This window comes from Bacteroides sp. MSK.20.12 (genome assembly GCF_019052435.1).
In the GTDB taxonomy this organism is placed as follows: Bacteria; Bacteroidota; Bacteroidia; order Bacteroidales; family Bacteroidaceae; genus Bacteroides; species Bacteroides xylanisolvens.
The window spans coordinates 127279-141509 of sequence record NZ_JAHQVH010000002.1 but is presented as its reverse complement, the minus strand read 5'-3'; the positions used below and the strand labels follow the sequence as shown (position 1 = coordinate 141509).

Genomic DNA, 14231 nt, shown 5'->3' with positions numbered 1-14231 from the left:
GATAGAGATATCATCTATTTGTTTACCAATACAGCACCTCCCTGTGGAAGAATCTCCAGCTGCACTTTACCGTTCTCTTTCACTTTCAACGGCACTAGCTGTGGTGCTCCTTTTTTATCATCCTTATACAAAGAAACTGTTTTTCCGGCAAACATCTCTAAATCCAGTTTCAACTTCAACGTTTCTTTTCCTGCATTCACAGCAGCCAGATACCAAGTATCATTGTGACGACGTGCCAACACGACATATTTTCCAGGATATCCATCAATGAAGCGTGTCTCGTCCCAAGTGGTAGGAACCGCTTTCATATAGTCCATACAAACAGGAGAAACATCTTCCAGGTTGTTGGGAGCAAGCGCAAAGTTTTGTACCGGATTCTGGAATAATACGGTAGTGGCCAGTTGGAATATATCAGTAGTGCGGCGGGTAGTTCCTCCGTCATTGTTGCGGTTCAGTCGTTTGTTCAGGAAACAGCCGCCGAATTCCATGCTGCCCACTGCATTGCGGATAAACGGATGCAGACAAGCATTAAAAGCCTCTTTATCGCAGAAGTGCTGGTTGAATACCATATTCTCGGATGCCAGTACGGCTTCACTACCTACATAATTCGGATACATACGTTCCCATCCGCGAGGGATTGTACAACCGTGGAAGATCACCATCAGGCCGTGATCGTCGGCATCACTCAAGATATCTTCATATAGGCGCATCGTTTCTTGCTTGTCGCCACCAAAGAAATCGACTTTAATGCCTTTTACTCCAAGACTCTGTAACCATTTCATCTCCCGTTTGCGAATAATGGCGTTGTCCATGTGATTAACCGGTCCTTGCTCAATATCATTCCAATACCCGGAAGAGCTATACCATAAGAAGAGTTCCACGCCTTTACTACGTGCGTATTCTACCAAAGACTTCATGCGGTCGCGACCGATGTTCGTATCCCACCAGTTATCAATCAACGCATACTCATATCCCATTGCCGCAGCAAAATCAATATATCGCACCTGATCGTCATAGTTGATACTACCATCCTGCCAAAGAATCCAGCTCCATGTGCCGCGTCCGAAACGGTAGTCATATTTTGTTTCATAAAGAGGACGCACGACATCCCACGCAACAGTTGTTTCCACAATCGGTTTCAAAGTTTCGCCAACAGTTATGGTACGCCAGGGAGTAGCTCCCGGCAAGGCAAATGCCGGAGCAACCGTTCCGTTGCCGTTATTTTCTTCTGCCATCGGGAAAGCAACCGTATACAGATTACCTTCGCTCACATCGCTTAAACGTGAGCCGCAATATCGACTGTCCACTCCTGTCTCGCTGACCAGCACCCAACCATCGTCACCGATACGGAACAGGCAAGGGAATGTGTAACCATGCCCGTACTGGGAACGGTCACTCATCGGAGCATCTGCCTTGTATTCTTCCTCATAACTGGGTTTTGTGCGTTTCCATCCTATCATGGCATCGCTTTGCGGACACAAGAAAGTAGTAGTCTGTTGCGGAAAACGGAAACCGGTTTCTTCGGCAGTCACCGTTACACTTCCTTTTCCATCCTGACGCGGCAGGGTATAACGGAAAGCTACATCATTGTTGCTGACACGAAAGACAACATCTATTTTCTGTCCTTTCGGATTCTCAAAATGACAGTTCAGCTCGTTTGCCTGATAATGCACTTGTGAGGTTTTAATACGATCCTGATGGTAGACAGTATCAATCGGGGTGACCGTATGCCCTGTCAGTTTCATTCCTTTAGCAAAGTCACCGATATTCGTGTTCATACCTAAAGGTGATTTCTCCAGCATGGTTTTCCCATTATAGGTAATGGAATAACTTGGCTTTTCGGCAGGGGAAGTAAAGACAACCAATTGCAGTTTTTCATCCGGTCCTTTCACGACCACGTCTTGTGCCATCAGCGAAGTCAGACAGCAACCAGCCAGCAGAGCGCTTATTATCTTCTTCATATTATTCATGTTATTATGTTCTTCATTTATTTCCTGTTATTTCTCATTTGCCTTTTTTTATCCGGATCACCGTAAAAGAGTAGGCAGACAATTGGCAATCAAACTTTTCTGCCACTTCCACCGTATCTTCAACAGGTAGCGGAGTATCTGCCGGTTTACCGGTCAGTACGGTTCTCTTTGCAGAAGGCTGTATCACACCGATTCCGGAAAGGTCGACATGAGTATTCACCTCTACAGGAAGTAAGTTGACCAACTTCACTATTACATCTCCACTTGCCGAATCACGGACAATGGAAGAAGCAAAACGTTTCTGCACTTTATCGTCTTTATTATCCAAAGTGATCTTCGCCGGCAGATATTCGTTTCCGGCATTCTGTCCGTAGAGTTTCTGCACATAATATCCGGTGGTCGGTTTCACTTCCCGGTTATTGAAGTAAATCAAATCCGGATTCCATTGGGTATGTCCTTCTTTGGCGAGAAGAGGAACATAGGAAGTCATGTGTACAACGTCTCCATTACGTTCCAAGGCAGCAAGATAAAGAGCTTCCGTCAGTGCAGTTTCGATATTCGCTTTTCGTCCCGGGATATGAGTCGCATATTCGCCCAGGTATACTTTTGTCTTTTTCGAACGGTCGTATTTATCGTAGAAATCCTGATTGTTCAGGAACCATCCCGGAGTCTGATAATAATGTTCGTCCACCATCGGCACACCCAGTTTGTCGGCCAGTTTCCATCCTTCTACGTAGTCTGTACCTTCATTGAACGGTCCTACCGTACCTACAACGACCATTTCAGGATATTTTTCTTTGATGGCATTAAATATCATTGTAAAACGTTCTTCGAAGATATCGGTGATGAGATCTTCATTTCCGATGCCAATGTATTTCAGGTTGAAAGGTTTCGGATGGCCTGCTTCGGCACGTACCTTTCCCCACTTTGTCTTCTTAGCGTCGCCGTTTGCCCATTCTATCAAATCAAGAATATCCTGAATATAAGCCCCCATTTCGCTCATTGGGATACCGCCTTGCTGTCCGCCTCTCAAGTCACCGTGACAGGCAGAGTTCTGGCAAGGAACACCAGCAGCCAATACCGGAAGCGGTTCTGCGCCAATATCTTCGCAGAATTGGAAATATTCAAAATATCCCAGTCCCATGCTTTGATGATATCCCCAAAGGTTACGTTGCGCCTTTCTTGCTTCTAACGGACCGACTGTGTTTTTCCATTGATAGATATTCTTCAGACCATCACCATGAGCCACACAGCCACCGGGAAAACGGATGAAACGGGGATGAATGTCAGCTAACACTTGAGCCAGATCCTTGCGGAGTCCGTTCTTGCGTCCTTTAAATGTATGCTGCGGAAACAGGGAAATCATATCCAGATTCAATTCTCCAGCAGATTGGGGAATGATTTCGAGGCGAGTATCTGCGGTTGCTTTGGCAGTAATCACTGTTTTATACGTTTTCCATTGGCGGGAAGATACAGTCAGAGAAGTCTCTCCACATATATTTCCTTCTCCATCTACCAAACGAACCTGTAATTTATTTGATTGCCCCTGCGGAACTCTCGCGAATATGGAAAAGTCATATTTCTCTCCGACATTCAGCGCGATACCATCAAAGCCCGTATTTTCTAACGCGGCTCCCGGTCGTTCTACATTCAATACGGCATAGTGCGGATTATTGGCATGAATAGGATCGGTAGTAGCAATAGTGAAAGTGGTTTTATCTCCTTTCAATGTCCACGAATGAGTACTATTCCAGTTCTTATCTCCTTCCCTGTCCGAAGGGTCATACTCGAAGTCGCGGTTTTGGATAAGTTCTGCATAGAGTCCTCCGTCTGCCGAATAATTAATATCTTCAAAGAAAGCACCCAACAAGACATCGCTGATGGTCTTGGCACGTTCGGGTTGTACGGTGACCGTTGCTTTTACAGGCTTCAAACCGGCAAAACGTTCTCCATCCTGTACCGGACGTTCTCCATGCAATGAGTTCCGATATTGATTCCAGCCATAATTCTTATTTAATCCATCTACCAAAGTCCACGCTACCCGGTTGATAGTTCCTTTCTGCTCCTCTCCGGCAACTACGGCTTTCACTCTTGTTCCGTTAAAATCGGAAGTAGTACGGGGATATTTCTGGCTGGTCCAGTTTATCAAGTCTTTAGAAGTGGCCTGACCGTATCCATCACGATCATTCAATTTCCAGGTACATATCCATTCGCCAGCGGGCGACTGTTTCAAATAAGGGTCGAGCATTTTCTTCTGTGATCCCCAACGGCTGTAATCACACCGGAGATATCCGTAGTTCCGGCCGACTTCAAACCAGTTTTCCTTATCCATGCTCCAGGCAAAACGAAGCCCGCTACGTCCGTCGTCTCCGGAAGTAGCGAAGGAAAAGAGATAAACCGAATCGGGGGTACTCGTCATTTCTTTGATTGCAGCTAAAGTGACTTGCTGAAACGACAAAAACAAGACAACTAAAAACAGGAATAATTTTCTCATGGTATCTATTGCATTAAGATTATCAATCGCAAAGTTAAGATTTTCATTATTCTAACTGATATATTTCAAGCTATAATTGGTTGTTTTACACTTAAAAATATATAAGAAACAAGTAAACAAGGGTAAAATATACACTTTTTCCAATATCGTATACTATTTTCCTGGATTACACTAGTGAATCCACCTTATCTTAATAACTCAAAAAAGACGAAAGGATGAATGTATTTATCTGGAAATAAAGACTACCCGCTTAAAATTCATTGAATTTGTAGATGAGAGGTGCCCAAATTTCCTTTCAACGAAATCATCTTCGCGACAAGAAGCTGTGGCGAGGATGATTTCTAATTTAGATGGGTTTTGATCTTCCTCCTTTAGATCAGAAACCTTCCGGTTTACCATACGCCTTGAAAAGGCGTTGCAATTCTTTTTGAGTAATCGGAATAACAGTGCCGTGGCGTGGATGGAAATCCATACTGATAGCATGGTCAATCACTTTGAAGTGTTCCAGATCAGCACTTTCCGTAAACTGGTATTTGCCTTTCATATACACATCATACATCAAGATATACTTATCCGAGCCAATCAATGGAAAGATGCCCGCACCCTCTACTGCATCCTTCGTCTGCTGCTTATAGTCATCTGATTCCGTCCACTGCCCGGAGGTCAGAGAGGAAGTAGTAGCCTTCTTAATGCCATTTCCATTCCCTTCCGTTTTATAGAATAGGTGATAAAGCCCGTCTTTATAAATGATGTCTCCGTCAATACATGACTTTTCGTTTTTCGGAAGAAACAGCGGTTTCGGTTCTCCTTCTATATCGGTGAAATCCTTGTTAGCATAAGCATAATAAATGATGTCCGGACCATTGCCATGTTGCATGGACCAATAGATCATGTATTTTCCGGCTTCCTTGTCATAAATCGTTTGTGGCGCCCACACACGTTTCAGGTTTTCCTGATCGGGATATTTCTTCTGGATATTCACGATATTGGAAGTCCAGTGTACAAGGTCTTTCGATTTCAGCAATACCATGGCGCGATTAGAACTCCATCCATTAGCAGATACCATATCTGTAACTACCATATAAAACGTCTTCCCGTCTTCACAACGTAAAATATGAGGATCGCGCACTCCGCCTGTTGAACTAATCACACGGGAATCAAGTACCGGTTGATTTCCATTCAAGGCTTTATAATTATATCCATCGAGACTAACAGCCATCCTGACGGCTTCTTCACTCATGCGATTGCCGGTGAAATAAACAAACAGGTAGGCAGATTGTTGGCAATATCCAGTCAACACTCCTACGAAGAGGAGTGCGAAAAGGATTATATTTTTCTTTATATCTATTATCATTTCAATACTTGTACATCAATAGTTTAGTAATTAAAGTCGGCAGATTTCACATACACCCGATATTCTTTAATCATGCCCGGATATTCTTTCTCGGCACGGGGCAGATAGCGGAAGCCAGTCACTGTTTCCACTTTACTCAAGTCAATCACCAATTGATGAGGATAAGGGACATTATCCACAGTCATCCAGAAAGTAGATTCCTGCAAATCGAATATTTTATCGGCTGTACGGTTGCCGCTGCGTGTTTCTTCACTATCGGCATAACGAATCTTCCAATGCTCACGAGATACCGGTTTGCCATCAGCTCCCAGGACATCGAACTCTGCCACTGCTGCGATGTTATCATTTGCTTGCGGAGAAAGCGCTTCCAAACAGAAATAACGTCCTTTCGCCGGAGCAGCAAATCGTACTTCCTGCCAGCCGTTGCCCGGAGTGAAAGCACCTTCGTGTGTTACTTTCTCACCTGCCAGTTTCAGTTTTTCTCCATCCTTGCGGTGTGTTTCGGGAGCTTTTTCACGAAGCATATCAAGAATAGGTTTCTTCAAGCCTTTGATAGAGGCTTTGGCAGGACCTTTCAGATCCAACACAAGAATTTCATTCTCTCCTTCTTTCAGCCAGCAACCCGGCATAAAGAGGGTCTGTTGTGGACCGATTTCCCAAAAACGTCCCATTGCATGACCGTTCACCCAAACCATACCTTTACCCCATGTGCTCATATCCAGAAATGTATCTCCTACTTTATCCAGTTTAAAAGTGCTCTTGTAGTAAGCAGGCATAGCCGGTAGTATTTTTGTATCGTTATATTTCTTGTCTTTAATAAAAGAATAATCTACTGGAAAGTTGTACACAGTCCAGTTTTTCAATTCCTTAACCTGATTACCCGAAACTAGTTCCACCTTTTCTGTAATACCTTTGCGGTCGTGAATGGATTTGTCAAAGTTGACACGTCCCATTGCTTCCACCAGAATATCCAGTTGCGTACCTTTCTTCAAAGCAGGCAAAGTCGTAGTAAATTCTCCTTTACGACGGTCCAAACGCGCCAGAAGTTTGCCGTCGGCATAGATTTGCGCCCAGTCGTGCACTTCCGTAATCTTCAAAACGGTTCCTGCGGGGGTTGCTTCAGGCAATGTGGTCCGATACAGAATAGTTCCCCATCCCTGATTGAATTGTTCCATCGGTTGAATATCCACTGTTTGTTTGGCTTCCGGCAAATTCGAGAATAGCGGAGCCACTTTATTAAAATGAATTTCGGGAATCTCAAGAACAGGCAAAGCGGCGGGGATTTCAGGCAATGATTCACTGGCCGGAAGATAGTTTTTCAATAAATTGCGAAGCAAGAAAAACTTTTCGGTCGTCCATCCGGCTTCACTGATCGGAGCGTCATAATCATACGAACTGCACATAGCGGAATAAGCAGGGTTGTTTGCACCTCCCCAATGACCGAAAGTCGTTCCTCCGTGAGTCATATAGAGACTGAAAGAAATATTCCGGTCGAGCATATCCTTGATGCCCTGTACCATATCTTTTGCAGGACGTGTTTCGTGTTTCCGTCCCCAATGGTCGAACCATCCGCTCCAGAACTCACTACACATCAATGGAGTTTCGGGACGAAGTTCTTTCAGTTTCTTAAACTGCTGGTCGATATTAGCTCCAGTTCCGAAATTCACAGTCCAAATCAAATCGTCGAGTGCATTATTGGTAAAGTTACTGCTCCAGTCACATTGAAACAGAGGCACATCGGTAAAACCGGATTCACGTACCAAATCACGCACGGCAGAAACGTATGGTTTATCGGTTCCGTAAGAGCCATACTCGTTCTCCACCTGAACCATGATAATATTTCCTCCTTTATTCACTTGCAACGGAGCCAATTGCTTACCGACTTCTTTCATAAAAATGCCTACCCGTTCCATGTAATAAGGATCAAGCGTGCGCAAAGCTACGTCTTTTTTCTTTAACAGCCACCAGGGAAGTCCTCCCATCTCCCATTCCGCACACACATACGGACCGGGACGGACAATGACGTACATTCCATGTTGCTGCGCAAGTTTACAGAAAGCGGCAATATCATTCTGCCCGGAGAAGTCGAACTTTCCTTCTTCCTGTTCGTGGATATTCCAGAAAATATAAATGCAAATCGTATTCATTCCCAATGCTTTGCACATCTCTATGCGATGACTCCAGTAAGCCTGTGGGATACGGGTGTAATGCAATTCAGCCGCCTTCACTACAAATGGTTTTCCATCAAGCAGGAATGTGTTCTTGCCCGCCTCAAATTTGTGGGCAGTGGTTTGCGCCTGTGCACTACTAAAGAGAATAACTGTAAAAAGTACCAGTAAAGCAATAATTTTGTTTTTCATGGTTTATTCAAAAATAGAATTTTAATAGTATACGGCAAAGGTAGGCGATTCACCTAAAAAGGAGGGCATAATTATCATTCAAAAAGGGTTAGAAATAAAGCAAAATAGCGCCAATTGGCGCTATTTTGCTTTATTTCATTTATTCCCGATCGCAGAAATACCTGGCAGAAACATAACCATTAAGTCACAAAAGGATTATTCATATCTATTGTTATTGCCCTAAAGATAATAAATAAAACACCAATGGTCAAATAATGATAGTTATAAAACGACCATCATTATTTGACCATTGGCCTATCACTATAAAATCAGTTTTCTTTTGTCAGCAGACTTTCCAATTCTTCCGCGTTCAAACGAAGGTAGAATTGCCCGCGATAGGCTACGGAGATACCGCCTGTTTCTTCCGAAACAATAATAGCATGAGCATCCGACTGTTGAGAGATTCCCATTGCTGCGCGATGTCGCAAGCCAAGTTCTTTCGGTATATTCAAATCATGAGATACAGGAAGAATACATCCTGCCGCCTTGATACGTTTTTTACTGATTACCATTGCGCCATCGTGCAACGGACTATTCTTGAAGAATATATTTTCGATTAAACGTTGGTTGATCGCCGCATCAATCAGCTCGCCCGTACGGACGACTTCGTCTAAAGGAACGTTATGCTCTATGACAATCAATGCGCCGACTTTTTGCTTCCCCATATTCAAACAAGCCATTACCACCGGCATGATATCGTCATGCTTCAACGACTCTTTTTTCGAACCGTTAAAGAGACGGGCCAGTGCGCTGACATGTCGGTGAGATCCCAAAGTCAAGAGGAAACGGCGTATCTCATCCTGAAAAAGAACAATCAACGCGATCACACCCACATTCATCAATGTGTCGAAAATAGAGCCCAACAATTTCATTTCCAGCACTTGCGTCACCACCAGCCAGATCAGGATAAAAACCAGAATTCCGGTGAACACCTTGATAGAACCGGAAGCTTTCATCAATTTGTAGGTATAGTACAAAACAAAAGCTACCAGCAGAATATCAATAAAATCTTTTATGCCAAACTCAAAAAACATGCCCCCTCCTCTTATTTGTCATATCCACTCTCTATTTTTAATTTCTCTGTGATCCGGACAGCTTCCACCGCTTCACGCACATCATGCACCCGCAGGATATGCGCTCCTTTCATTAACGCAACAGTGTCCAATACGGTTGTCCCGTTCAATGAATCTTGCGGGGTTCCTCCCAACAATTTATAAATCATTGATTTTCGTGAAACTCCCACTAAAACAGGAAGTTCGAAGATATGAAACTCTTCCAGATGTGCCAATAGTTCATAATTATGTTCCAGTGTCTTTCCGAATCCGAATCCCGGATCGAGAATGATATCTTTCACTCCCAAGTCGCGAAGTTGCTGCACTTTACGGGCGAAATACAGGAAAACATCTTTTATCAGATTATCATAAGACGGTTCTTTCTGCATATTTTGGGGAGTTCCCTGCATGTGCATCATTATATAAGGTACTCCCAAGTCGGCTACTGTCTGAAACATCCGGTGATCCATTTCACCGGCAGCTATGTCATTAATAATAGCCACTCCATATTCTTTCACACATTCTTCCGCCACATCAGCCCGGAAAGTATCAACGGAAATAATGGCTTCGGGATGATTACGATTCATAATTTCCAAACCGGTACGCAGTCTTCTCATCTCTTCTTCAGCAGAAATATGTTCGGCATTCGGCCGTGAAGAATAGGCTCCTATATCAATTATTGAAGCACCTTCATCAAGTATCTGCCGGGCCCGGGCAGCAATGTCTTCTTCAGTCTGCATCCGGCTGCCGGAATAAAAAGAATCGGGAGTAACATTTAAAATTCCCATCACCTGCGGAGTAGCAAGATCGAGCAACCGCCCTTTTACATTTATATAAATAGGAGATATAGGTTTCATCATTGACAACATTCCTTTTAGATCGCCTACAAATGTAGATAAAAAAAGCAAGTATTCGTACTAAAAAGAAGAAATAAACGTATATTTGCAAACTATAGAAGAACCCGAAAAATTCATACCATGAGCCGATTAACCCTATTTCGCGTAGGATTTCTTTTCCTCATTTTGTTCTTTACCACTACTGCTAAAGCTCAAAAAGAGGCTGAAACTTTCAATGTTGACTCTACTCTCTATGAATATTATCAACGTTGTCAAGAATACTTGTTAGAGCCTGTTGTACTTAATATGTCCGACACTTTATTCCGAATGGCCGGCGAACGGCAGGACGAACGAATGCAGGCAGTAGCCATAGCTACTCAACTGGATTATTATTATTTCCAGGGAACCAATGAAGACAGCGTAATCCACTATACCAACAAAGTAAAAGAATTCGCCAAGGCCACTCATCAGCCTAAATACTATTACTTCGCATGGGCTAATAGATTAATTACCTATTACCTAAAAACAAGCAGAACAAACATAGCACTTTATGAAGTGCAAAACATGTTAAAAGAAGCTCAAGAAGAGGATGATAAGACCGGCCTCTCCCGTTGCTATAACATCATGTCGCAAATCTACACCATCAAAAGATTCGATTCGATGGCGTTCGAGTGGCGATTGAAAGAAATCGAGCTGACTGAAAAATACAAGATCGAAAACTACAACATCTCCCAGACTTATGCCCAGATAGCCAACTATTACATCAACCAGAAAAAGCAAAAAGAAGCATTAGCTGCTGTGGAAAAAGCCATTGCGACCGCCAATTCCTCTACGCAACAAATATCTGCCAAGTTGGAATTCGTAAACTACTACAGCAAGTTCGGCGACTTTCAAGCTGCCGAAAAATTACTGAAGGAGTGTCAGGCAGCATTTGAACAGGACAAAAGACTGGAGTCTATCAAAAAGAGACTGTATAATATAGAATGTCTATACTACCAGCAGACCAAACAATATCCGAAAGCGCTGGAAGCCGCAAAAATGCAGGAAAAAGAAGAACGCCGTTTAAGCGAAAGCATACTTAGCAGCAGCCATTATCGCACACAGGGAGAAATCTACCAAAAGATGGGAAATATGAACCTGGTGGTCAAATATCTGCAAATGTACATCAACACGGATGACTCTTTGAAAATAGCCAATGAGCAAGTGGCCAGCAGCGAATTCGCCACCTTATTAAATGTAGAAAAACTCAATGCCGAAAAGAAAGAACTCATGCTTCAGGCACAAGAGAAGGAGTTGCATAATAAAACAACCTTGATTATTTCATTGATTATTTTATTAGGTATCTTATTCATATTCCTTTATAGAGAAAACTTCCTGAAACGCAAACTGAAAGTTTCGGAAGCCGAACTTAAAATAAGGAATGAAGAACTTATGGTATCGAGGGAAGAATTGCGTAAAGCCAAAGATATAGCGGAGGCAAGCAGCCGGATGAAAACAACGTTTATCCAAAGCATGACGCACGAAATCCGCACACCGCTCAACTCTATCGTAGGCTTCTCGCAAGTATTAAGCGACCATTACAACAATAGTCCGGAAACACAGGAGTATGTCAATATCATCAAAAGCAACAGCAACGACTTGCTTCGACTGGTGACTGATGTGCTCACGCTGTCCGAACTGGATCAATATGAACAACTGCCCACTGACGCCGAAACAGACCTTCATGCAATCTGTCAACTTGCATCTGAAGTTGCCAAAGATAACACGCAGAAAGATGTGGAGGTTTTATTCGAACCTGAAAGAGAAAGCCTGCTCATACGCAGTAATTCGGAACGTATATCACAAGTATTGAACAACCTGGCACATAATGCCGCTAAATTTACGACTCGTGGCAGTATTCGCATCGCTTATTCCGTATTGGAAGCAGAAAAGAAAATTGAAATCAGCGTCACCGATACAGGAACAGGCATCCCGAAAGACCAACAGGAAGCAGTATTTGAACGTTTCTACAAAATGAACTCTTTCACGCAGGGCACCGGGCTCGGACTTCCGATATGCCGGAGTATTGCCGAAAAGTTAGGAGGCAGCCTCCGGATCGACACTTCTTACACAGAAGGATGCCGGATGATCCTGACTCTTCCTTTGATATATGCCTAAGCAAAAAACTGTCCGAACTCCCATTAAATCCGAAAGAATAGCCTATCTTTGCAACGTTTTAAATAAAAGATCAGGTTATGAAACTTTCTGCTCTTTACCAGATTTTTCTGGATTGCCAATCAGTAACTACTGATAGCCGGAACTGCCCGGACGGTTCTTTGTTTATCGCCTTGAAAGGTGAGTCGTTCAACGGTAATGCATTTGCCAAATTAGCGCTGGACTCCGGATGCGCGTTTGCCATTATCGATGAAATACAGTATGCCGTAGAAGGCGATCAACGATATATACTTGTAGACGACTGCCTGCAAACCATGCAGCAGCTTGCCAACTATCATCGCCGCCAACTCGGAACGCGAGTGATCGGCATTACGGGCACTAATGGAAAGACAACCACCAAAGAGTTAATTTCCAGCGTTCTCTGCCAAGCCCACAATGTACTTTATACTTTAGGTAATCTCAACAACCACATCGGCGTACCGACTACCCTGCTACGGTTAAAACCGGAACATGACCTTGCCGTCATTGAGATGGGCGCCAACCATCCGGGGGAAATCAAGTTTCTTTGCGGAATAGCCGAACCGGATTATGGGATTATCACTAACGTAGGCAAAGCTCATCTGGAGGGATTCGGTTCTTTCGAAGGAGTTATCAAAACCAAAGGAGAGCTTTATGATTTCCTCCGCAAGAAAGATGCCATCACCTTTATCCATCACGATAACCCCTATTTGATGAATATCTCACAGGGATTGAACCTGATTTCTTATGGAACAGAAGATGATCTCTATGTCAATGGCCGGATTACCGGCAATTCGCCTTATCTTGCTTTCGAATGGAAAGCCGGTAAAGACGGTGAACTCCATCAAGTCTGTACACAGTTGATCGGAGAATATAATTTCCCGAATGCCCTGGCTGCAATCACTATCGGACGTTTCTTCGGAGTGGAAGCAAAGAAGATCGATGAAGCTCTGGCAGAGTATACGCCACAGAACAACCGTTCCCAACTTAAAAAGACGGAAGATAACACGCTTATCATTGACGCATACAACGCAAACCCAACCAGCATGATGGCTGCCTTGCAAAACTTCCGGAACATGACAGTCCCTCACAAGATGCTCATATTAGGAGATATGCGCGAACTAGGTGCTGATAGCCCGGCCGAGCATCAGAAAATCGTTGACTACATCAAAGAAAGTGATTTTGAGAAAGTATGGCTCGTGGGAGAACAGTTTGCCACAAGTGAACATTCTTTTAAAACTTATGCAAATGTGCAGGAAGTTATAAAGGATTTGCAAGAAGATAAACCCAAAGGATATACCATTCTTATTAAAGGTTCCAATGGAATCAAGCTTAGTTCAACGGTAGAATTTCTATAAAGCCGGAATGGTAAACTTCAAATGATAAACGGTGAATAATGGTTGACTATATCATATCCATTATTCACCGTTTATTATTTGCTATCGTTCACGGCTTATCGTTCACCTTTGTTGTTCATAGGTTGCCTTTTACTATTTATTTATTTTCATCCTCGGCCGTACGACATAATAGGCCACTAAACTAGCCAGAATCGCCCCTGTTGTATTGGCCGCAAAATCCAACCAGTCACCACCCCGGTAAGTAGTACAGTATTCCTGCAGCAACTCTACACAACCGCTGAAAAGCACCGGACAAAGGAACGCACCTACCCACGCATGCCACATCGGAGCACGATCCCTGCGATGTGCACGCAAAAACTCCAGCCACAACATTCCCGACATACCGAAATACATACAAACATGAACCAGTTTATCTAAATTGGGAATTTCATTCAAATCCGTCTTAGGCGGTTTAAAGAACGACAGATAAATCACTGTCAAAATGATAAAAAGCGAGATAGGATATTTCTTAATATAAGATAGCATATCTAAATAATATTACAATTTTCGTGCAAATATAAGTATCATTTTCTATATTTGCACTTTAACTCGCATAT

Annotated in this window: 9 protein-coding genes; 2 read left to right on the top strand and 7 right to left on the bottom strand. The window is 43.3% G+C overall.

Annotated features, from left to right (window positions below):
- Positions 1-14 precede the first annotated feature (14 nt).
- From KTR06_RS01690 to folP, 6 genes are all read right to left on the bottom strand, one after another.
- Positions 15-1961 carry a glycoside hydrolase family 97 protein gene (locus tag KTR06_RS01690; protein WP_121960115.1) on the bottom strand — a complete coding sequence of 649 codons (1947 nt, stop codon included), beginning with the start codon at positions 1959-1961 and terminating at the stop codon, positions 15-17.
- A gap of 43 nt (positions 1962-2004) precedes the next feature.
- Complete coding sequence (locus KTR06_RS01685; RefSeq protein WP_217289900.1) at positions 2005-4464, bottom strand: alpha-L-arabinofuranosidase C-terminal domain-containing protein; 2460 nt, start codon at positions 4462-4464, stop codon at positions 2005-2007.
- 376 nt (positions 4465-4840) lie between these two features.
- Positions 4841-5818: a glycoside hydrolase family 43 protein gene (locus tag KTR06_RS01680; RefSeq protein WP_117683197.1), complete on the bottom strand. Its 978-nt coding sequence runs from the start codon at positions 5816-5818 to the stop codon at positions 4841-4843.
- A 23-nt stretch (positions 5819-5841) separates the two neighbouring features.
- The gene (locus KTR06_RS01675; protein ID WP_217289899.1) at positions 5842-8178 is read right to left on the bottom strand and encodes a beta-galactosidase; all 2337 of its coding nucleotides are present in this window, start codon (positions 8176-8178) and stop codon (positions 5842-5844) included.
- Between the two features lie 308 nt (positions 8179-8486).
- Complete coding sequence (cdaA, locus tag KTR06_RS01670) at positions 8487-9251, bottom strand: diadenylate cyclase CdaA (protein ID WP_004299718.1); 765 nt, start codon at positions 9249-9251, stop codon at positions 8487-8489.
- Between the two features lie 11 nt (positions 9252-9262).
- A complete protein-coding gene (folP, locus tag KTR06_RS01665; RefSeq protein ID WP_195564270.1) occupies positions 9263-10129 on the bottom strand; it encodes a dihydropteroate synthase in 867 nt (288 codons plus the stop codon).
- A gap of 117 nt (positions 10130-10246) precedes the next feature.
- Here folP and KTR06_RS01660 point away from each other — a divergent pair, with 117 nt between their 5' ends.
- On the top strand, positions 10247-12262 hold the full coding sequence (locus tag KTR06_RS01660; RefSeq protein ID WP_217289898.1) for a HAMP domain-containing sensor histidine kinase: 2016 nt from the start codon (positions 10247-10249) through the stop codon (positions 12260-12262).
- Between the two features lie 77 nt (positions 12263-12339).
- A complete protein-coding gene (gene murF / locus KTR06_RS01655; RefSeq protein ID WP_195564272.1) occupies positions 12340-13635 on the top strand; it encodes a UDP-N-acetylmuramoyl-tripeptide--D-alanyl-D-alanine ligase in 1296 nt (431 codons plus the stop codon).
- 132 nt (positions 13636-13767) lie between these two features.
- Here murF and KTR06_RS01650 read toward each other — a convergent pair whose 3' ends face one another.
- Complete coding sequence (locus KTR06_RS01650) at positions 13768-14160, bottom strand: VanZ family protein (RefSeq protein WP_195564273.1); 393 nt, start codon at positions 14158-14160, stop codon at positions 13768-13770.
- Between the last annotated feature and the right edge of the window lie 71 nt (positions 14161-14231).